Source organism: Asticcacaulis benevestitus DSM 16100 = ATCC BAA-896 (assembly GCF_000376105.1).
GTDB classification, from domain to species: Bacteria; Pseudomonadota; Alphaproteobacteria; order Caulobacterales; family Caulobacteraceae; genus Asticcacaulis; species Asticcacaulis benevestitus.
In genome coordinates this window covers 70,412-90,680 of record NZ_AQWM01000012.1, presented here as the reverse complement: position 1 = coordinate 90,680, position 20,269 = coordinate 70,412, and the positions used below count along the sequence as shown (strand labels likewise).

Sequence of the window (20,269 nt, the reverse complement as noted above, 5' to 3'; positions counted from 1 at the left end):
GCATGAACGAGCTAAATACCGGGGCAGCGGAAATGCCCGTCGCCGAACACGTGCATGGCAAACGGCGCAATATATTGCTGGGCTCGCTGTTCGTGAATTTCGCCGTCCTGTTCGCCCTGTACAACGGGGTTATCAATGTCCTGCTGCCCAATCAGGTCGCCTTGCTCGATCCGGCGCACAAGGCGGCCAATTTTAGCTTCATTATGTTCGTGACCCTGTTGTTCACAATTGTGGCCACCCCGCTGGCCGGCGCCCTGTCCGACCGTGTGCGTTCGCCGTTGGGACGACGATCACCCTTTATCCTGTTTGCGACCATGGTCGGATCGGCGGCGGTTCTGTGCCTGATTTTGATGAAAACGGTCGCCGCCATCGCCGTCTGCATGGTCGTCATGTCTTTCGCCTACAATATGATGCAGGGCCCCATGACGACCATCGTCGCCGACCGGCTCGATGAAGCCAATCGCGGCAAGGGTTCGGGCTTTGTTGGCGCGGCCCAGACCGCCGGCGGCATGGGCGGCATTATTCTGGCCGGTTATCTGGCCAACCGCCTGTTCACCGGCTATGCCGTTTTCGCCTTGGCCATCGTGGCCACCAGCCTGCTGTTTGTCGTGTTCAATCGTGAAAAATCGTCGGCGCACGATCATGTCGAGCCGTTTCATCTCGGACGCTTCTTCACCGGTTTCTGGGTCAATCCGAAAACCTATCCAGACTTCGGCTGGGCCTTCATCGGGCGCTTCCTGATGTATCTCGGGATACAGTCCGTGATCACGCTGCAACTCTATATCCTGCAGGACTATATCCACCTCGACGTCACTGCATCGAACCACGCCATGGCGATCCTGTCGGTCATTACGGCGATGACACTCGTCATATCCGGCCTGATTTCCGGCTATCTGTCCGACCTGTTGAAGGTTTACAAGTATTTCGTTGTCTTTGCCAGTCTCGTAATGGCCACCGCGCTTTCCATCCCCATCATGATACCAACCCTGACAGGCATGTATATTTACGCCGCCGTCTTCGGCCTTGGCTATGCGGCGTTCATCTCCATCGACCTGGCCCTGATCACGCGGGTTCTGCCAAAGCGTGCCAATTCCTCCGCCCGCGACATGGGCGTAATGACCATCGCCAATGTCGTGCCGCAGGCCTTGAGCCCTATTCTGGCCGTGCCGCTGCTCAAGGCGTTCGATAATAATTATGCCGTCGTCTTCGTCGCCGCCATGGTCTGTGTCCTTATGTCTTCGCTCTGTATTTTGCCCATCAAATCCGTGAAATAATCATAATGCCTTCCCTGGAAAGACCGACCGTCCTTTTGTCCCGCCGCTGGCCCCCGTCCGTCGAGGCCGAATTGCGTACCCGCTATCATCTGACCGTCAATGACGATGACAGACCCCTGACGCGGCAGCAGCTGGCCGAGGCCATGGCCCGATTCGACGCCGTCTGTCCGACGGTCAGCGACCGGATCGACGCCGACATGCTGAACCGGCCTGACCGGCGCGTAAAAATTCTGGCCAATTATGGCGCCGGTTTCGAACATATCGACCTCGAAGCGGCGCGCGCCGCCGGTATTATCGTCACCAATACGCCGGACGTTCTCACCGATGCGACGGCGGAACTGGCCCTCCTGCTCATGCTGACGGCCAGTCGGCGCACCGGCGAGGGCGAACGCCAGCTACGCGCCGGCGAATGGAGCGGATGGCGGCCCACCCACCTGCTCGGCCGCAGCCTGAGAGGTCGGCAGCTCGGCCTGATCGGCTTCGGACGCATCGCGCAGGCCACCGCGAAGCTGGCTGTGGCAGCGCTCGGCATGAAGATCGCCTATCACAGCCGCCGCCCGGCAACGGACGTTGGGCTGGCTGCACGCTATATGCCCGACCTGGACGATCTTCTGGCCTCAAGCGATGTTGTGTCCCTGCATTGCCCCGGCGGGGCGCAAACCCACCATCTGATCGAAAGGCGTCGCCTGGCGCTGATGAAGCCTTCGGCCATTCTCATCAATACGGCGCGCGGCACGGTCGTCAACGAGGCCGATCTGGCCGATGCGCTGAAACATGGCGTCATCGCCGCGGCCGGGCTTGATGTCTATGAGGGCGAGCCGCAGATTGACGCCCATCTTCTGGCGCAGGAGAACGCCGTCCTTCTTCCGCATCTCGGCAGTGCCACGCTTGAGGCCCGCACGGCCATGGGCAATAAGGTGGTGGCCAATCTCGACCGCTTCTTCGCCGGAGACGCGGTGATCGATCAGGTTATCTAAAGGCTCAGCATGACCGCACTCCCGATCCCCGCTCTGACCGCCGAAGTGACACAGCGGCTGAAGGCTGGTGACCGCCGCCTCCTTTTCATCGGCCTGTGCGGTGCGCAGGGCTCCGGCAAGACGACGGTGACCAAGGCCATGGGGGAAGCGCTCCGCCGCGACGGGCTGCGTGTGGCGTCGCTTTCTCTCGACGACCTGTATCTGACGCGTGACGCACGCCAGCGATTGTCGCAGGATGTCCATCCCCTGCTGACGACGCGCGGTCCGCCGGGCACGCACGATCTGGGTCTCGCCCAATCGGTTTTCGACGACCTTGCAGCGGGCCGGGCCACATGCCTGCCGGTCTTTGACAAGGCCATTGACGACAGGCGGTCATCATCGGAATGGAAACCGGTCGATGGCGCATGTGATATCGTCCTGTTCGAAGGTTGGTGCACTGGCGCGCGGCCGCAGGCCTCGGCGGAGCTCGAATCGCCGATTAACGATCTCGAACGACGCGAAGATTCAGATGGCATATGGCGTCGCTATGTCAATGCCGCACTGGCTGGGGCCTATCAGGATCTTTTTGCGAGGCTCGACATGCTCGTTCTGCTGGCGGCGCCCGATTTCGGCATTGTTGCACGTTGGCGTACTGAGCAGGAACACGCCTTGCGGCGCCACGCGCAAACGGGGACGCATATCATGTCAGATTCCGAAGTTGTCCGCTTTACACAGTATTATGAGCGCCTGACCCGGCATATCCTGCACGAAATGCCCGAACGCGCCGATCTGGTGGTCAGACTCGATGAGGCGCGCCAGCCACTGCGCCTTATCCGCAATCCGTCTCAGGGCTGATCGCTGAGCGCATAAATCTTCTCCAGCCGGATCCATTTTTCGCCGGGATCGGCAAAGGGCAGCGCCTGCTGAAATTGCCACATCAGCGTTTCCCAAGCCTCCACTTCCGGGTCGGCGCTTTCCGACTGGTTCTTGCCGCTGTGGTCAAAATCGGGGCCAGGCGTCAGCACCATAACCATGCGGTTGCCGGTCAGAAATATTTCCAGCTCGGCGATGCCCGCCTCACGAATGGCGCGCGTCACCGCCGCAGGCGGTTTTCCCGGCTGATGCCACGCCTTGTAGCTTCCGATTTTTGCGGGATCGTCTTTCAGATCGAGAATATAGTAGATCGGTTCCATATTGCATCCTGACTGTAAGATAGATCTTGAAGCATTGCCACGCTCCGGCGGAAAGATTTACTGGCTATCCGGCGCTTCGTCGCCACAGAGAATAAAGCGACCTCCACGTCAATTTGATATGTCTGAGTATAGAACGAGCCGTAACATATTAGGTCCAACCTGGCATCATTTCGCCGAAGACAGTTGGCCATTCGGCGAAGGTCAGGTTGGTCGCGATGATGATCGAGGTCTGTTCGTAGAGCCGGCTGATCAGTTGGAACAGAAGGCTCCGCTCTCTCGATCCGCGCCTTACGCCGTCGCCTGATCGGCAATCTCACCCGGGGCGCGCCACGGAGCGGTAAAGCCGCCGGGCGTCAGATTAACCGACATACTGGCCGCCTTCATACCGTCCGCCGAGGCTGTCAGGGTCAGATTGCCTGCCGCAGTTCCGGCCTGAACAATCACCTGCGCCAGACCGTTAAACAGCGAACGTTGACGGCCCTGTTCCGGCTCTAGCGAGGTCGGGTCGCCGTTGCCAAGCCCGATGATCGTTCCGCCATCGATAGTGAAACTGACCATATCCTGCGCCAAAGGCACATTGCGGCCCCTGGCGTCGATAGCTTCAACCTTTACCGGCGTGGCATCGCGGCCATTGGCGGTCATGGCGGCCATATCCGCCGTCAGGCGCAAAGCCACGGCCTTGCCGGTGGTTTCATGGCGCACCGTTGATACCAGCTTGCCGCCGTTAAAGCTGCGCGCCTCGATAAAGCCCGGCGCGTAATCGACCGTCCAGTAATTCATACGCAGTCGGTCGCCCTTTTGCTTACCCGCCGACTGGCCATTGACGAACAGTTCGACCTCGTCAGCATTGGTGCAGGCCATGACGCGCACCTTATCACCCGCGTGCCAGTTCCAGTGCGGCACCAGATCAAGCTGCGGCGTGGCGTCGATCCACTGAGCGCGGTGAATGAAGGCGGCGGCCTTATCAAAACCGCACAGGTCAAGAATGCCGAAGTAGGACGAGTTGGACGGCCAGGGGAAGGGCGTCGGTTCGCCGTGATAGTCAAGCCCCGACCAGACGAACTGCCCGCCGACGAAGGGGCGTTCCACTACCGCCTGCCAGGCATCGCGCTGGGTTTCGCCCCAACCTGCTGTCTCGTCATCATAGGAGGCCATGATGTGCTTGTCCTTGTCGGACTTATATTCGCCGCGCGTCATGAAGGCGGAGGCGTCTTCCGACGAAAACATCGGCTTGTCAGGGTGCGCCTTGTGGAACAGATCGTATTTGTCCTGCTGGTAGTTGATACCGACCACATCGACCGCCTCAGCCACGCTGATCGCCGCATCGAGCCCACCGCTCATCGCCGCCGTCACCGGGCGCGTGGTATCGATCACCTTGACCGCCGCGCTCATGCGCCTGACCATCTCATAGCCCTGCTCGGTGGCCTGCATCGGCTCTTCGTTGAACACCGACCACAGATAGATGCTGGGGTGATTGCGATCTCGGCGCACCAGCCATTGCAATTGCGCTATAAAATCGGGCGAGGCATCGAAATTGCGGTTCTCGGCCATCACCAGAAAGCCCATCCGGTCGCAGGCGTGCATCAGGTAAGTGTTCTGGGCATTGTGCGAAAAGCGGATAGCGTTGCAGCCCAGCGTTTTCAGCCGTTTCAAGCGATAATCAATGACGTTTTCCGGTATGGCCGTGCCGACCCCGGCATGATCTTGATGCAGGCACACGCCCTTGATCTTGACGTGCTGGTCATTGAGGAAAAAGCCTTCGTTGGCGTCCCATCTTGTCGTGCGGAAACCGCACGGCGTGGTGACCGCATCCAGCACCTGCCCGCCTTGCTCAATCCGCGTCGCAACGCAATAGACCACCGGCGTTTCGGGCGACCACAACCCGGGCGCAAAGCCCACCGGCAGACTCATCGTCGCCACACCGTGCCCCAGAGGGTCGCACGCTGCCTGACCGCTGACCGTGCTGACGATTTTGCCGTCAGGATCGCGCAATTCACTGATGACCGATACCTGCGCTGTCTTCGTGCCCGAATTATTGAGCGTCACCTCGATCGGAATCGTCCATGCGCCGTCGCCCTTGACCGGGTTGGCGAAGACGCCATCGGTGATGATATGCACGGGATCGCGCTTGACGATCCAGGCGTGGCGGTAAAGCCCCGCCCCTTCGTACCACCAGCCCTCCATGGCCGTGGCGTCAACGCGGACGGCAAGGTGGTTGGGCTTGTCGTAATAGGCGTAAGGCGTCAGATCGATATATGCCGATTCATAGCCCGACCAGTTGCGATCCACCAATGTGCCATTGAACCAGACCGTGGCAAAGGTTGCCATGCCGTCCAGTTGCAGTTCGATATGCTTGCCGTGATCGGCCCCAGTGAACAAAAGCGTATTGCGATACCAGGCGATGCCGCGCTTGCGGTATCCCTGAGCGGGTTGGGCATCTTTTTCAAACGGCTGGGAACTGGCAAAATCGTGCGGCAGGGTGACCTGCGCCCATGAGCTGTCATCATATTTGACGGAGGCCGCCCCCATCGCATTGCCCGCCTTGGAGGCGTCATAGGCGCTGGTGATCGGCGGCATTGGAATATCGCCTTCAAAGAAGCGCCAGCCCCTGTCGAGCGACAAGACCTGCCGGGGCGAAAGCGTCGGCGTCACAGTTTGCGCGTTCGCCGCTCCGGCAAATCCGGCGACAAAGGCCGTGGCACTGATGCTTTTGAAAAGTTCGCGGCGATTCATGTCCTGCTCCTGCAATTTATCATTTGTATTATGTATGTTGACGGAGAATAGACATGGAAATGGCGCGTTTTCAAGCCCACAGCGCGCCGTTTTTCTATATTTGGCTTTTCGCCTCGTAATGAGTCAGCTGCCGCTCGACCGCGTTATACCCTTTTGCCTGGTAGGCAGCCTGAAGCTCGCTCTGGACCGCCGTTACGTCAGCGCCAGTGCGATCAGGCCCAAGGTGCGGATAAACGATACGTTCGATCTCTTCATTCGACAGCTCGGTCACACCGACAATATCAATGGCCGAAATAAAGAAACGATCAGGCGCCTGCTGAGGCTGGGCCGGCGCAGCGGTTTGCGCTAGCGCCGGCGAGACGAGGACGAACAACAACACGCCTGCGCCGAGAACCGTCATCAAACGCTTCCCGACATATGGCCCCAGTGCGCACAATGACGCTGCACAGGACGCGCCAATGCCTGGCGCGTCTCGCTTTGCGTATTCCGATGATGTCGGCCACCCATTCCAACTTGAAGCCGGCCATGGTTCCGATTTGAAGTCGGCCGCCCTTGGCTTATTTCGTTGGGTCGTAATTCATGATCGTTTGGTTCGTGGTTTGGGTCAAGCCCTGGCTGTTTCGGGCTGTGCTGGTTTCCTCTTTCTAAGACTGTCGCCTGTGAGTTCTATTCGGTAGGCGTTGTGGACGAGACGATCGAGTATGGCGTCTGCCAGGGTCGGATTTCCGATAATTTTATACCATTGGTCCACCGGCACCTGGCTGGTGACGATGATGAATTTTGCCTCGTGGCGATCTTCGACGATTTCCATCAGATCGCGCCTTTGATCTGAGGTCAGGGTCTCCGGGCCCCAGTCGTCGAGGATAAGCAGGTCAACGCGGGCGATTTGCTTCAGAAGTTTCGCGTAGCGACCGTCTGCCCTTGCCAGGGCGAGCGCCGTAAACAGGCGAGATGCCCGGTGATAGGCAACAGACATGTCTTCCCGACAGGCCTTCTGACCGAGAGCACAGGCAAGCCAGCTTTTACCGACCCCGCATGGCCCTGTTATCAGCAGGTTGTGCTTTCGTCGGATCCAGTCTGCGCTGGTGAGCTTCAGGAACATGGACTTGTCCAGCCCCCTGGCAGCCCGGTAGTCGACATCTTCGATGGTGGCCGACTGGCGTAACCTGGCGGTTTTGGCTTTCATAGTGCTTCTGCTGGCGCAATGTGGTCTCTTGCTCGAGCAATATTGCCAGCCATTCGGCATGGTCGAGGCCGTTAGCTTCCGGCTGATTGGCAAGATCCTTGAAGCCTTTTGCCATGCCGGTCAGGTCAAGCGCCTGGAGTGTGTCGTGGATTGGATGTGTCAGCATAATCTATGTCCTTTGTTTTTACTGAAGGAAGTACTGCGGCCCCCGCAGATTGGGATGGGTCAGGATGGATTCTGGTCCGTCATCCGTGCCGGTGGCATCCAGCCTGTGTTCGATGATCGAGGCGATGCTTTTGTAATTGAAGGCCCCTATGGCAACGGCCTTGGAAGCCACCCGTTCTGCCCGCGCCGGTTCAAGTTTTTTGAACATGTTCATGACCCCAAGGCAGGTTCGGTAGCCGTGCTCGGGATGACGGTGGCGGGCCAGAATGGCGACGATGAGCCCTTCGGTCTCGCGACCGATGGACAAAGCCCAGTGGCTGAACCGTTCGGGTGACCATTCCGCATAACTGCGATGGGAGCTGGGCATATGGTCCGGATTTGTACCATGTGACCGGCCATTGTACCGCCGCTCATGGACAGCAACCTGTTTGCCCCGGTGGAAGATCTCAACCATCCGAGCTGTTAGGCGGGTATCGACCTGTTCGCGGATCAGTTTATGGGGCACCGAATAAAAGAAGCCCGCCAGCTCGATGTGATAATCCAGAGAAGCCCGCGCCAGCTTCCACTCAGCAAACTCGTAGTCCGTCGCGGGCAGCTGGGCCAAAGCGGGCCTTTCTACGGCCTCGAACAGCTCCAGGCGGCTTTGCCCGATCTTGCGCATGATGCGCCCATTCATTCGCGCCATTATCTCCGCAATGGCTTCATTGGCTTCGGCCAGAGAGAAGAAGGTTTGATTGCGCAGGCGCCCTAAAATGTAAGACTGGGCAAAGGGATCTGGCTCAGTTCGTTTGGACACGCAGCGGGCCGAGATAAGTGGATGCCGCCAGTTTCTGTTATGTTTGAATTGACCCTTCCTTCGGCTTTAAGCACAATATTTGCGAATGATTTGCATTTTTGTTGACTTTTTGCCGTCTGCGATTTAGTCGCAACATAGCTGCCGCCATTGGCAATGAAAGGTCCCGTATGCCCATTAATCCTTCCTTGCGAAACGCTGTCTGGGGCGCGCCCCTGCTCCTGTCGGGTCTGGCCACTGGCGCATCCGCCGGTGCGCTGAGCGTCCAGATCGACATTCCCCAGCAAAGCACGGCTGAATATCACAAGCCTTATGTCGTAGGCTGGGTCGAGGATGCGACCGGTGCTGCGGCAGCCAATGTTTTCATCTGGTATGACGTCAAGAAACGCGACAATGCCGGCCAGAAGTGGCTCAAGGATTTGCGCGCCTGGTGGCGCAAAAGCGGCCGTGATCTGGCCTCGACCGATGGTTTCAGCGGCGCGACGCGCTCGCCCGGTCGTCAAACCCTGAGTCTCGACACCAATGCGACAGCGCTCAAGGCCCTGAAGGCCGGCAGCTATCTCTTCGTGGTGGAAGCGTCGCGCGAAGGCGGAGGCCATGACCTCGTGAAGGTGCCGCTGACCTGGAATCCGGCCAAGACCGCCGCTGGCGCCGCCAAGGGCACGGGCGAACTCGGCGATGTCCGCGTCAGCTACAAGCCTTAGGAGGAGCATGACTATGAAACGGATCAAATCTCCCGCGACTGTCGCACTGGTCGGCATTCTTATCGTGGGCCTTCTGCCCTTTTCGGCGCAGGCCCACCGTCAATGGATCGCACCTTCGGCGGCGCAGGTTGAGGGCAAGGCGCCCTACATCACCGTTGATGCCGCGGTATCTGAAAGCCTGTTCGAGATGGATTCCTTTCCACTCAAGCTCGACGGATTGGTGATCACCGGGCCCGATGGCAACAACATCACGCCAGAAAATCCTTACACCGGCAAGCTGCGTAGCGCCTTCGACCTACAACTGAACCAGAAGGGCACCTACCGCATGGCGGTCGTGACCGAGTCGGTCATGGCGACCTACAAGCTGAATGGCGAGGAAAAGCGCTATCGCGGCACGCCGGACGGCCTCGCCAAAGAGGTGCCGGCCAATGCGGAAAACCTTCAGGTGTCGCGCACCTTCGGGCGCGTGGAATCCTTCGTCACCAACGGCAAGCCCAATGACACCGCGCTCCAGCCGGTCGGCAAAGGCTTGGAAATGCAGCCCCTCACCCACCCGAGCGACTATATGGCCGGAGAGCCGGCGCGCTTTCGCATGTTGCTGGATGGCAAGCCCGTCGCGTCCCTGAACGTCACCATCGTACCAGGCAGCGTCAGGTATCGTGATGCCCTGCAGGAAACCGCCGTGATGACCGACGCCAACGGCGAATTCAGCGTCACCTGGCCGATCGCCGAGCGCTACTGGATCGGCGCCAGCTATCCGCCGCGCGCCGAAGGGCCACCACCTGCACCAGGCCAGCCGCGCCCCATGGTGCCGGTGCGGTACAGCTATTCGGCTACCGTACAGGTGCTGCCGAACTAGGCTCACGATCGATATGTTCAAAAGGCCGCACCCTAAATATGGGCGCGGCCTTTTTACGTTTAGTGTCTGTCGGGCTTCGCGGGCAAAATAAATGCGAATGAGTGTCAGATTCGACTTGCAAGTGCGATTAATTCTCATTAAGGCCTTTTTAGCCCTTCTCCCCGGGTAACATCTGAGAGAAAAACATGTCCTCCTCTTTCCGCAGCCGTAAGCATTCGGTCAATCGTTACGCCCTCATCATGGCCGCCTCCGCCCTCGCCCTTCCTGTCGCCGCGCTGGCTGACGTTGAGGCCGACGCCGATCAAAAGGGCACCGAAGTGACCATCAAGGGTGAGCGCCACCTGCCCTACAAGACCGACAAGGCGTCATCGCCGAAGAAAACCGAAGCGCTGGTGGATACGCCGCAAACCATGAGCGTCATCAGCAAGGAACTGCTGGAAGACCAGAACGCCACCACTCTGGTCGATGCGCTGCGCAACACGCCGGGCATTACCATGCAACTCGGCGAAAATGGCAACACCTCCGCCGGCGACACCTTCCAGCTTCGCGGCTTCTCGGCGACGTCTTCGATCTATCTCGACGGTATTCGTGATCTCGGCGCCGTGTCGCGCGACGTCTTCACGATCGAGCAGATCGAAGTCGCCAAGGGGCCGGCCGGCAGCGACGTCGGCCGCGGCGCATCCGGCGGCTATATCAATCTCGTCTCCAAGCTGCCCACCTTGCGTGCAGGCAGCTCCGCGACCGCCAGCCTTTACAGCCAGGGCGGTGAACGCGCCACGGCCGACGTCAACCTGCCGGTTGGCGACACCAGCGCCTTCCGTCTCAATGTGATGGCGCAGGATATCGACGTGCCGGGCCGCAATGACGTCAAGAACAGCGGCTGGGGCATCGCGCCGTCCTATGCGATCGGGCTGGGCACCGACACACGTTTCTACGTTTTCGGCCAGGTGGTTCATCAGGATAATGTCCCCGATGGCGGCGTCCCGGTGATCGGCCTCAAGGGCTATAACAGCCACGCCACGCTTCCCACGAGCAACCCCGCCATAACGCAGGCGCAACTCGATCTGAACAACACGGCGCTCAACGCAGCGCCAGCCGTTGATCGTGCCAACTATTACGGCTCTGCGCACGACTATGAAAAGGTTGATGCCAGCATGCTGACGGCAAAGATCGAGCACGGTTTCCGCAACGGCTGGAATCTGACCAACACCACACGCTACGGTCAGACCCAGATGGATCGCGTGCTTACCGGCGTCAACGCCTTCAACACGACGTCCGCAACCTTTAAGCCTGCCGATCCGACGACCTGGACCGTGGCCCGTTCGCGTCAGCGCGTCGATCAGAATAACAAGATCTTCGCCAACGCCACCAACTTCACCGGTACTTTCAGCACCGGCGCGTGGGAACACGATATCGCCACCGGCTTTGAGGTGAACTACGAATCTCAGGATTCGGTGACCTATGCCGTCACCCCAGCGACCGTCCCCGTTTCGACCACCGTGACCGTCCCCGCAGCGAACCTTTACAATCCCGACCCGAGCCAAGCCTTGCCGCCGCTGTACGCCACCGGCGCCTATACGGACGGGGCAACGACGACCGTCTCTGGCTATCTGTTCGATACGGTCAAGTCGGGAAAGTGGCTGCTGAGCGGCGGCGTACGCCTTGATAATTACACCACGACGACCGATGGCGCGCGTCGCTCGACCGCTGATGATAAAGGCGTTGCGGTCGGCACGCTCCTGCCCGTCCACCAGGCCAAGTCCGGCAATCTGGTGAGCTGGAATGTAGGCGCTGTCTATAAGCCGCGCGACAATGGCAGCGTCTATATCTCCCTCGTCAACTCACTGACCCCGCCGGGCAGCAGCAATTTCTCCTTGAGCGAATCTGCCAGCAATATCGGCAACAAGGCCTTTGATCCGGTCGAGACGGAAAACTTTGAAATCGGCACCAAGTGGGACGTCTTCAATAATCACCTGTCCGTAACGGCCGCCTATTATTCGACCACGGCCAAGAATGAACTGGCGCTGCAAGACCCGACCGATCCCACCACCTATATCCAGTTTGGTGAACGTAAAGTCAGCGGCATCGAGCTCGGCCTGACCGGTCAGGTCAATCCGAAATGGCTGGTTTCGGCCGGCCTGCAAACCCTGGATACCGAAATCACCAAAGGGTCGACCGGCAACAACAGCAAAGGCGCTGTGGCACGCTGGTCACCCGACCTGACCGCGACCGTCTGGACGACGTACAAGATCACGCCAAAGTTCACGATCGGCGGCGGCCTTGCCTACACCTCCGAGCAATTGCTGGTCGTCAATCCGGGCGTCGTGATCGGCACGCAAAACGGTCTGCCGGAAATCCCGGCCAGCACGGTCGTCAATGCCATGGCCGCCTATGACATCAACCCGCGCCTCGCCCTGCAACTGAATGTCTATAACGTGACAGACGAGGACTACATCTCTTCGCTCAACAGCGGCGGATCGCGGGTTGTCTTCGGTCAGCCGCAATCGGCGACGCTGAGCCTGAAGGTTCGTTTCTAACGGACGGCAAACCTTGACCTCCAAGAGCGCTCCGGTTTACGCCGGGGCGCTCTGTCTGTAAGGAGTAGCGATCATGATGCTGCATATCCCCGACGTTCTGAACCAAGACGAGCTGGCGCATATCCGCGGGGTGCTGGCCACGGCCGGTTGGACCGAAGGCCGCCATACCACCGGCGCGCAGGCGGCCCAGCAAAAATGGAACTATCAGCTACCGGTTCTGGCGCCCGAAGCGCAACCCCTCGCCGATCTGGTACGCGCCGCCCTGTTGCGCCATCCCCTGTTCCAATCCGCCGCCCTACCGAAAACCGTGCTGACCCCGCGCTTCAACGCCTATGAGGACGGCGGCCATTTCGGCAATCATGTCGATGGCTCTATCCAACCTGACCCGGTCACCGGCCAGGCGGCACGGACGGACGTCTCCACAACTGTCTTCCTCAATGAGCCGGACGATTATGAGGGTGGCGAACTGATCGTCGAGGACACCTATGGGTCTCACGAGGTCAAGCTGAAGGCCGGTGACGCCATCCTCTATCCGGGCACCAGTATCCACCGCGTTGAACCGGTGACGCGCGGCATGCGCCTGGCGTCCTTCACCTGGACGCAATCCATGGTGCCGGATGCCTTCCGCCGCCAGATGCTATTCGAGCTCGATATGACGATTTTGCGCCTGCGCGCCCAGATGGGCGATACGCCGGATGTGGTCAATCTGACGGCGCACTATCACAACCTGATCCGCCAGTGGGCTGAGGTTTAAGGCGCAGGTTTAGCAGCCGTTTTGTTCTTTTGAGTGTGCACAATCAACCAGTCACCGATAGCTTTGATCGCTGAAGGCGCAAGGGTTTGGTCAATCAAGGCGTACTCTGACGGTGCACCTGTCCTGGCCGATTGTAACTGATGATTAAGTCCGGGCAGCTCTAAAATTGTGACGTCCTGATTGGCCCTTAAGGCCGACCGCATGGCGGGCAAATTTTCTTTTGGCGGCGCTTGGGTATCTAAAGATCCATTGAGCACCAAGACTGGAATGTTGATTTGTGAAAGATAGGGCTGGGGATCGTAACGCATCATTTCGAAGCCCAGCGGGCTCGTTAAGCCAGCTATACCGACATCCGCTTCGGCTTGCGAAAAGCGACCATTGGCAATCAGGGGCTTTGACATGGCTGTGAGGGTGGCGCGCGCGTCTTCGGGGCTATTGGCGGCAAGAACGACCGAAAATATCTGTCGATAAAGCGCTTCGTCGCTGGCGATATCGGCCTCACCTTTACCTTCCGCGCGAGAGATGGCCGCCTTCTGAATTATATTTACCTGATCAAAGGGTAATGCCGCCGTTGAAAGGAGCACCATAAAGCTAAGACTGGGCTCTCGTGTTACGATCATAGGCGCAATATATCCGCCTTCAGAATCGCCAATAAGGCCAATTCGATTTTGGTCAACATCCTTACGTGTGGCGAGATAGCGTATGGCGGCCTGTGCATCGCTGGCGAGATCACTCAGGCTGGCGCTGGCAAAATCGCCCGTAGACCGGCCTACACCCCTTTTATCATAGCGCAAGACGGCTATGCCACAGCGATTAACGGCATCCGCCAGGACCAGGAATTTCTTGTGCCCGGTATCTCTCTCCTGCGGGCCCTGAGCGACTTCGTCGCGATCATTGGGGCCGGAGCCTGCCAAAAGGATGACCGTTGGGAAGGGCCCCTTACCTTCAGGCGCGCTAAACGAACCCGCAAGGGTTACGCCGGCCGCTGCATTGCTAAAGCGCACCTCTTCGGTCGGATAAGGCTTGGAGGCTTTGGCGATAGCCGCCTCTTGCGGTCGGGGTGAGGCCTCTCCGGCGCTCCCCTGCACCGGCACAAAACACGCCAAGGTCACCGCCATAAGGAGAGACGATCCATAAGCATGGGTCTGGAAACGTTGCTCTTTCATCAAGGCACCCCCTTGGAAATTGACGCATGAAAATGCGCTCGACCGATAGTGACGACAACTTTGCGTCTGAATTTTGGCGCCCACAACCGCAGGCGAGCTGTCTTTACGCGGCGCCCATAGGCAAACCGATGACACATATGATGCGTCATCGGTCGGAGAGGTGGTACGCTTTACTATAGGCTACGCTTTTACTGGTTCGACGCGGCACCCGATCGGGTCGCCTCCCCACGTCTGACCCTTGCCCTTCAGGGGTGGCAAGCATCAGAAAGGTCCGTCACGCCGCTCTGACCGTGGCCAGGAACTTGTCCATCTCGTGATGCAGCCGTTCCGCCTGCTGGGCCAGCTCGGCCGACGCATTGAGAACCTCGACGGCCGACGTGCCCGTCTGCTCCGCCGCTGTCGCCACGCCGGTAATGTTAGACGTCACTTCCTGCGTGCCGATCGACGCCTGATTGACGGCCTGGACGATCTCTTGCGTGGCGGCAGTCTGCTGTTCCACGGCGGAGGCAATGATGGTGTTGGTCTGATTGATGTTCTGGATCGTGCCGGAGATGTTGGCAATGGCGGAGGCCGCCTTGGCGGTGGCTTCCTGGATATGGGCGATCTTGGCCGATATCTCGGTGGTCGCCCGCGCGGTCTGTCCGGCGAGCGCCTTGACCTCGGACGCCACGACCGCAAAGCCCTTGCCGGCCTCACCGGCCCGCGCCGATTCGATGGTGGCGTTCAGAGCCAGAAGGTTTGTCTGACTGGCGAGGCCCGCGATCAGATCGACGACGCCGCCGATGCTGGCCGTCACTTCGTTCAGTTCGTCAACTATCTGTACTGCGCCCGAAGCCTCACGTACGGCCTCGGCGGAAATGGTAGCCGAGGTCTCGACCTGCCGGCCAATTTCATTGACGGAGGCGCCAAGTTCTTCCGCCGATGAGGCGACCGAGGTGACATTGGCGCCGGCTTCTTCGGCCGCAGCGGATACAGCGATGGACTGGGAGGTAGCGCGTTGCGCGGTCGTGGACAACTGCTGGGCTGAGGCCTGCATTTCCGTGGCGGCACTCGATACCAGCGTCACGATACCGCCGACGGATTTCTCAAACTCATTGGCCAGTTTCAGCATGATGTCGCGTCGATTCTGATCCTGCTTGATGCGCTCAGCCTCGGCGCCCGCCGCCTTTTGAAGCGCCTCTTCTTCGGTGACCTCACGGATGCGATCCACGGCGCGGGAGATGTCGCCGATTTCATCGCGGCGTTCCGCTCCGGCGATCTCAAGCAGCTTTTCGCCCTTCGCCAGCCGACCGAGCGCTTCGGTGAGGCGGGCGATCGGATTGGCAACATTGTTCGCCATGACGGCGATAACGCCGATTCCGAGAACCGCGACGATGCCGGCGCAGATCATTTCCCACATGACGTCGCTGCCACCGCGTTTTTTGAGGGCATTCGACAGCCTGTCGGCATCCGCCATGACCACGGTGCGCGGCACGGAGATGATGACCGACCAGTATTGCCCGCTGCGGCCAAGCTCTATGGGCGCATAGACCCGCATATCGTCATGCTTCTTATCAAGGTTCACGAACGATTTGCCGGCCTTGATGTCGGTAAGGGCGTTCCACGCGAGGGGATCTAGGCTCTGGACCGTAGTGCCTATAGCGTCGGGGTGGGCGCTGGAGGCGACGACCAGTCCATCGGAGGTGACGATCGTGACATTGCCCTTGCCATCGTAGATCGATTTCTTGACGTCCAGGGCCAGGGTCTGCACAAACGTCAAGTCAAAGTCCGCGCCGGCAACCCCCTTGAACTGGCCATCAACGATGATGGGCACGGACATGGTGGCCAGGAAGACGTTTTTGCCCTGCACGATATAGGGCAAGGGGGCCAGTATGCTTTCACGACCGTTCGTTTCCGGTCCGATAAACCAGCCGCCCTTCATCAGGCCGTTGGTATGAAGCTCGCGACTGTCATATTCCACCAGTGGCTGGAGTGCGATCTGGCCTTGGGCGTTTCTGGTCCAGTAAGGCAAGGCGCGGCCGGTGGCATCGGAGCCCATCTCCTTGCGATTGACATAGGCGCCGTCAGCGCCATCCAGCGCATTGGGCATCCAGGCGCTATAGGTGCCGTTGAAGCGCGGATTGTCCTTAAGAACGCCGACAAGAATGTCATTGAGCTGGCGGCGTCGCGACGCCTTTGGCGCACCATCGTTACCTGCGATCACTTCCAGGCTGCGCGCCATGTTTCGGGCTGAGGAAAAGGCTGTGTCCACCTCCGTGCGAACCGTCCCGGCCTGGGCGGAGGCCAGTCGCGTCAGGGATTCGCTGCTGCTTTTGTCCAGCAGTCCCTGCACGTTTTCATTGACGAAATGCGTCGTTTTTCCGGAGGAAAAAATACCATAGCCGACCAGAGCACCCGTTGCCGCCAAAAGGCACAGGGCTGACAGGGCTACGATCTTGGTCTTAACAGAGTGGATATTCATATGTTCCTCCAGCCGCCTCTAGGTGCGTGTATGAAGGACATTCCCATATAATTAATAGGGCCTTAAGGCGCGCTAGATGGATAAGATTAAAGGTAGCGAAATAATCAACATCTTTAAGAATAGTGTCGCATGGCGCGACACTTTTTAAATATAGTGCCGCGCACACATATATGTGCGCCCTCTAAAATGTGAAAATCGCTCCAAAAAATTCAGCTAAAGACAATAAATCTCGTCATTCTACAGACATGTAGCGTAATAAGTCCCACCTTGCTCAAAGTACTATTATACCGTGATCTTAAAGCGGCAAGACAATTCAATCTGCTGTAGACAGCTTCAATGGCTAGTTTCTTGCCCCTGACGGATGGCATCCCGACCTTCAACGGTCTAGCCACCAAGATGATACCTTCCCCCACCTACGATCAGCCGCTTGCAGCAGTTGCTGTCGAACAAAGGCTTTATGCCAAGGGCGTCAGGGTAATCAGAACGATGTCATTGCTGTTCATCGGTAGGGTCACCTCGGCCGTTCCTGTCGCACCAATGGTCACGGTGCGCGCGCTTTCGGGCTGATCGCGGGTTACATCCTGCAGGTTCGTCAGTTGCGCCGCGGTCAGATCCTTGGGTGACCCCATGGCGATGTAATGGCTGTAGGCGTCATTGCGTTTGTAGCCCGTGCGGCGAAGCGTCAGCGTGTATGTACCCGGCTTGAGACCGCTCAGCCTGACCTTTACCGGCGCAGAGGCGGCATTTGGCACCAGCTTGCTGTAGAAGGTCCCGTTGCTGGTGCCCTTCTGATCGGGAAGCTGGTAGTCCCAGACGACGGCGGATACCGAGATGCCATCATAGGACGCCCAGACCTGCTTGTCGGCGGCAGGGATTTCATTGCCTCGCAGGGCGTGGAGGTATTTGTAGGCAAACCACGACGCCTTGCGGATACCGTCCTTGGTCATGAGGCCAAAGCCGCCGTGGAAGGCGTTGCCCGGAGGGCCTGGTTCCTCGAACAGATCCGAATAAACCCAGTAGCTCATGCCCTGGGCAAGGCTCTGCGTGCCTTTCAGCTTGCTGAGGATATAGGGTGCCGCGACGTAGGAATCATGGGTCAGGTCGCGCGGATTATAGCTGGTGCTCCATTCGGTGAAGAACAGAGGCATACCCGGCAGTTGCGAGGCTTCGATCTCGCCGCGGACCTTGCGGACATCGGCGATAATGGCGTCCGGATTCTTCGATAGCTGAAGATCCATCTTGCCCTCTTCATCGAGATAGCCGTAATCGACGCCGTAGGTGTGGGTGGAAGCGAAATCGACCGGCGTGTTGGTCGCCTTGGCGTAGGCCAGAAGCTCCGGCACCCAGGCGGCGCCGGCCGTTGACGGTCCGCCCACGCGCAATTTCGCATCCACCGCTTTGAGGGAGCGGGCCGTGACGCCGTAAAGCGCGAAATAGGCTTCCTGATCGCCATACTGCCAGAAACCGTCGAGATTGGGCTCGTTCCACACCTCGAAATACCAGCTCCGCACTTCGTCGATGCCGTAACGCGCGATCAGGTGCCGTGCGAAAGCGTCGATCAGTTGTTCCCACAGGTCGAGGCGCGGATGCGAGGTATTGCCCTTCCAGTAGAAGATCGTCTGGTCGGACGACTTCATCGCCGACGGCGTAAAACCCAGCTCGACGAACGGCCGGACGCCCATTTTCAGGAAGGCATCGTAGAGATAGTCGATCTTCGTCCAGTCATAGACCAGCTTGTTATCGACCATCTTCACCGTGCCCAGATCATCATGGAAGATGTCGTGCAGGCGGATGTAGCGGAAGCCCAACTCATCACACGTGATTTTGAGCTGCGCCAGATTGGCGTCACGGATCGTCGTACCGGAATAGTCGGCGCCGACCGAAAGATCAAAGAAGCGGTCGATCGGTCGGGTGGCTTGGCGGACATCCAGGTCGATAAGGCGCGAACCAGCCGGTTTGGCGAAGGCGCCGGTCATCGGCAAGGCCGCGCCGAGCGTGATCACGGAAACCAGCGAGCGCCGGGAAAGATGAGGTGTCATGGCGAAAGATCCAGGGGGTTGGCGAAAGAGGATATTATGGTGAGCGTAGGCTTTATTGGAGAAGATCAACGCCATCGGCATCGAGGTGGAGGGTTCCGTTCCAGGTCTTGCCGGTCAAAACGCTGGTGCCCTTCCCGTCCAGAACGACATCCTTCGGACCGTAGGACGCGTTGACGTAAAGCGTGCGGCCATCGACGATCCGGGCATAGACACCCTCCGGTGTTTTCGGTCCCGGCACGATCTTCAGTTGCTTGTACAGGCTGCGGTACAGCGGCTGCATGATCGACGGCTGAGCCGGTGTGGCGACATAGATCGCCTGCCCCTTGCCTAACGTGTTGACCGTGATGACCGGCGGCGATCCGTCGATATTGGAGAAACGCGCCATAACCTTGGCTGTCGAGGGTTCGAGCACTTCATAGAAGTTGATCGTGGTCGTGAAGGCGCTGTCGCCAATCTTGCCCGTCAGCGGCGCAGTGTTGCGATAGAAGGCATTGGTTTTCAGGCCAAAAACATCACTTAAACGGCCCGGCAGGGGCGTGTTGAACCACTGGTTTGTTTCGTCCACCTTGGCCGAGAAGGCCGTCATGATGACCGTACCGCCCGCCTTGACATAGTTACGGATTGCATCGGCTGAGGCCTGAGTCATCAGGTATTCACCCGGCACGACCACGAGCTTGTACGGGCTGAGATCCTCATGGGCGATGTTGATCACGGCTACATCGATATTGTCGTTATAGAGCGGGGCGAAGGCGTTGTGCTTTTGCTCCATGTATGGCGTGGTGATGTATTGCTTGACCGTATTGGACGGACCATTGGGACTGGACGCCACCCTCGATTCGAACGAATAGGCAATCGCCGCCTGCGGCTCGAGCTTGCGCGGGAAACCCATTTTTTGCAGCTTTTTGAAGTCCGCGGCCATCGCGCCCCATTCATCTAGCTTCCACGACGGGGTATCATCGTGATCGATCAGGCCAAACAGAGCCTGCTCCTCACCGCCCAGATGGCTGTTGAAGGTCCAGGCCAACATAGGCGCAGTTTTCATTCCCCCTCACCCATCGCGGCGAGGCGCGCTCGGTTTCCTTCCTGACCGGCCGAACCAGGGATGGCGCGATCGACCTGCACAATGAGAGCATCAGCGACCCGATAGTCTCACTGGTTTTCTACATGTCGTCGCACAATGCCGTACATATCGAATCAAGCCTGCTGAAGGCGGGACGCTCAAAGCAAACGCCGGTCGTCATCATCGAAAACGCCGGCCGCCCTGAGGGACAGATGCGAACGGGTGCCCTCGGTGAACTTGCCCGCCTTGTCGATCATGCGGCCTTCTCAGGTCCGGTGATGTTGGGCGTGGGTTCGGCCTTTGGCTATGCCCGCCAAACCATGGCCCAGCGTCAAGCCCTGCCCGCAGCGACACGCTCCGGTTTGGGGTGATTTTGCGCGCAGGACTCT

The 20,269-nt window shown here is 59.0% G+C and carries 16 protein-coding genes and 2 pseudogenes; 8 read left to right on the top strand and 10 right to left on the bottom strand.

Annotation, left to right across the window (positions count from 1 at the left end; genetic code table 11):
• Window positions 1–2: 2 nt before the first annotated feature.
• Genes B060_RS0113370 through B060_RS0113360 form a run of 3 tightly spaced genes read left to right on the top strand, consistent with a single transcriptional unit; the run spans window position 3 to window position 3,085 of the window.
• Window positions 3–1,274, top strand: coding sequence for an MFS transporter (locus B060_RS0113370; protein WP_018082300.1), 1,272 nt, complete (start codon window positions 3–5; stop codon window positions 1,272–1,274).
• 35 nt (window positions 1,275–1,309) lie between these two features.
• Window positions 1,310–2,251, top strand: coding sequence for a 2-hydroxyacid dehydrogenase (locus B060_RS0113365; protein ID WP_236621589.1), 942 nt, complete (start codon window positions 1,310–1,312; stop codon window positions 2,249–2,251).
• Window positions 2,252–2,260: 9 nt separating this feature from the next.
• Window positions 2,261–3,085 carry a hypothetical protein gene (locus B060_RS0113360; protein ID WP_018082298.1) on the top strand — a complete coding sequence of 275 codons (825 nt, stop codon included), beginning with the start codon at window positions 2,261–2,263 and terminating at the stop codon, window positions 3,083–3,085.
• On the opposite strand, the gene B060_RS0113355 is transcribed toward B060_RS0113360, so the two are convergent.
• The 6 genes and pseudogenes from B060_RS0113355 to B060_RS24510 all read right to left on the bottom strand — a co-directional run bounded on the left by B060_RS0113355 (window position 3,076) and on the right by B060_RS24510 (window position 8,303).
• On the bottom strand, window positions 3,076–3,423 hold the full coding sequence (locus tag B060_RS0113355; RefSeq protein WP_018082297.1) for an L-rhamnose mutarotase: 348 nt from the start codon (window positions 3,421–3,423) through the stop codon (window positions 3,076–3,078). The genes B060_RS0113360 and B060_RS0113355 overlap by 10 nt on opposite strands.
• Window positions 3,424–3,598: 175 nt before the next feature.
• A pseudogene (locus tag B060_RS26545) lies at window positions 3,599–3,688 on the bottom strand (ATP-binding protein); the annotation flags it as partial.
• A 23-nt stretch (window positions 3,689–3,711) separates the two neighbouring features.
• Window positions 3,712–6,156 (bottom strand): beta-galactosidase GalA, encoded by a 2,445-nt coding sequence (gene galA / locus B060_RS0113350; protein ID WP_018082296.1) that lies wholly within the window; start codon window positions 6,154–6,156, stop codon window positions 3,712–3,714.
• A 94-nt stretch (window positions 6,157–6,250) separates the two neighbouring features.
• Window positions 6,251–6,556: a POTRA domain-containing protein gene (locus B060_RS0113345; RefSeq protein ID WP_018082295.1), complete on the bottom strand. Its 306-nt coding sequence runs from the start codon at window positions 6,554–6,556 to the stop codon at window positions 6,251–6,253.
• Between the two features lie 204 nt (window positions 6,557–6,760).
• A pseudogene (istB, locus tag B060_RS24515) lies at window positions 6,761–7,508 on the bottom strand (IS21-like element helper ATPase IstB).
• Window positions 7,509–7,526: 18 nt separating this feature from the next.
• The gene (locus B060_RS24510) at window positions 7,527–8,303 is read right to left on the bottom strand and encodes a Mu transposase domain-containing protein (RefSeq protein WP_155847687.1); all 777 of its coding nucleotides are present in this window, start codon (window positions 8,301–8,303) and stop codon (window positions 7,527–7,529) included.
• A 167-nt stretch (window positions 8,304–8,470) separates the two neighbouring features.
• Here B060_RS24510 and B060_RS0113325 point away from each other — a divergent pair, with 167 nt between their 5' ends.
• From B060_RS0113325 to B060_RS0113310, 4 genes are all read left to right on the top strand, one after another.
• Entirely contained in the window at window positions 8,471–9,004 is a 534-nt protein-coding gene (locus B060_RS0113325) for a DUF2271 domain-containing protein (protein ID WP_018082291.1), read from the top strand.
• 13 nt (window positions 9,005–9,017) lie between these two features.
• Window positions 9,018–9,863, top strand: a complete 846-nt coding sequence (locus B060_RS0113320; protein ID WP_018082290.1) for a DUF4198 domain-containing protein — start codon at window positions 9,018–9,020, stop codon at window positions 9,861–9,863.
• A gap of 185 nt (window positions 9,864–10,048) precedes the next feature.
• Window positions 10,049–12,400, top strand: coding sequence for a catecholate siderophore receptor Fiu (locus B060_RS0113315; protein ID WP_018082289.1), 2,352 nt, complete (start codon window positions 10,049–10,051; stop codon window positions 12,398–12,400).
• 73 nt (window positions 12,401–12,473) lie between these two features.
• Window positions 12,474–13,154: a Fe2+-dependent dioxygenase gene (locus B060_RS0113310; RefSeq protein WP_018082288.1), complete on the top strand. Its 681-nt coding sequence runs from the start codon at window positions 12,474–12,476 to the stop codon at window positions 13,152–13,154.
• On the opposite strand, the gene B060_RS0113305 is transcribed toward B060_RS0113310, so the two are convergent.
• From B060_RS0113305 to B060_RS24505, 4 genes are all read right to left on the bottom strand, one after another.
• Window positions 13,151–14,320 (bottom strand): alpha/beta hydrolase family protein, encoded by a 1,170-nt coding sequence (locus B060_RS0113305; RefSeq protein ID WP_018082287.1) that lies wholly within the window; start codon window positions 14,318–14,320, stop codon window positions 13,151–13,153. The two genes, B060_RS0113310 and B060_RS0113305, sit on opposite strands and share 4 nt — an antisense overlap.
• Before the next feature lie 274 nt (window positions 14,321–14,594).
• Window positions 14,595–16,781, bottom strand: a complete 2,187-nt coding sequence (locus B060_RS28040; RefSeq protein WP_018082286.1) for a methyl-accepting chemotaxis protein — start codon at window positions 16,779–16,781, stop codon at window positions 14,595–14,597.
• A 455-nt stretch (window positions 16,782–17,236) separates the two neighbouring features.
• On the bottom strand, window positions 17,237–18,820 hold the full coding sequence (locus B060_RS0113295; protein WP_155847688.1) for a GH39 family glycosyl hydrolase: 1,584 nt from the start codon (window positions 18,818–18,820) through the stop codon (window positions 17,237–17,239).
• Between the two features lie 52 nt (window positions 18,821–18,872).
• Window positions 18,873–19,862, bottom strand: coding sequence for a beta-galactosidase (locus B060_RS24505; protein WP_081606851.1), 990 nt, complete (start codon window positions 19,860–19,862; stop codon window positions 18,873–18,875).
• A gap of 41 nt (window positions 19,863–19,903) precedes the next feature.
• Here B060_RS24505 and B060_RS0113285 point away from each other — a divergent pair, with 41 nt between their 5' ends.
• Window positions 19,904–20,251, top strand: a complete 348-nt coding sequence (locus B060_RS0113285; RefSeq protein ID WP_155847689.1) for an SAM-dependent methyltransferase — start codon at window positions 19,904–19,906, stop codon at window positions 20,249–20,251.
• The last annotated feature ends 18 nt before the right edge of the window (window positions 20,252–20,269 follow it).

Excerpts from the sequence above, each read along its gene's own strand:
- B060_RS0113370 (WP_018082300.1), top strand. The coding sequence starts at position 3 with ATGAACGAGCTAAATACCGGGGCAGCGGAAATGCCCGTCGCCGAACAC.
- B060_RS0113360 (WP_018082298.1), top strand. The coding sequence starts at position 2,261 with ATGACCGCACTCCCGATCCCCGCTCTGACCGCCGAAGTGACACAGCGG.
- B060_RS0113355 (WP_018082297.1), bottom strand. The coding sequence starts at position 3,423 with ATGGAACCGATCTACTATATTCTCGATCTGAAAGACGATCCCGCAAAA.
- galA (WP_018082296.1), bottom strand. The coding sequence starts at position 6,156 with ATGAATCGCCGCGAACTTTTCAAAAGCATCAGTGCCACGGCCTTTGTC.
- B060_RS0113345 (WP_018082295.1), bottom strand. The coding sequence starts at position 6,556 with ATGACGGTTCTCGGCGCAGGCGTGTTGTTGTTCGTCCTCGTCTCGCCG.
- B060_RS0113325 (WP_018082291.1), top strand. The coding sequence starts at position 8,471 with ATGCCCATTAATCCTTCCTTGCGAAACGCTGTCTGGGGCGCGCCCCTG.
- B060_RS0113320 (WP_018082290.1), top strand. The coding sequence starts at position 9,018 with ATGAAACGGATCAAATCTCCCGCGACTGTCGCACTGGTCGGCATTCTT.
- B060_RS0113315 (WP_018082289.1), top strand. The coding sequence starts at position 10,049 with ATGTCCTCCTCTTTCCGCAGCCGTAAGCATTCGGTCAATCGTTACGCC.
- B060_RS0113310 (WP_018082288.1), top strand. The coding sequence starts at position 12,474 with ATGATGCTGCATATCCCCGACGTTCTGAACCAAGACGAGCTGGCGCAT.
- B060_RS0113305 (WP_018082287.1), bottom strand. The coding sequence starts at position 14,320 with ATGAAAGAGCAACGTTTCCAGACCCATGCTTATGGATCGTCTCTCCTT.
- B060_RS28040 (WP_018082286.1), bottom strand. The coding sequence starts at position 16,781 with ATGAATATCCACTCTGTTAAGACCAAGATCGTAGCCCTGTCAGCCCTG.
- B060_RS0113295 (WP_155847688.1), bottom strand. The coding sequence starts at position 18,820 with ATGACACCTCATCTTTCCCGGCGCTCGCTGGTTTCCGTGATCACGCTC.
- B060_RS24505 (WP_081606851.1), bottom strand. The coding sequence starts at position 19,862 with ATGAAAACTGCGCCTATGTTGGCCTGGACCTTCAACAGCCATCTGGGC.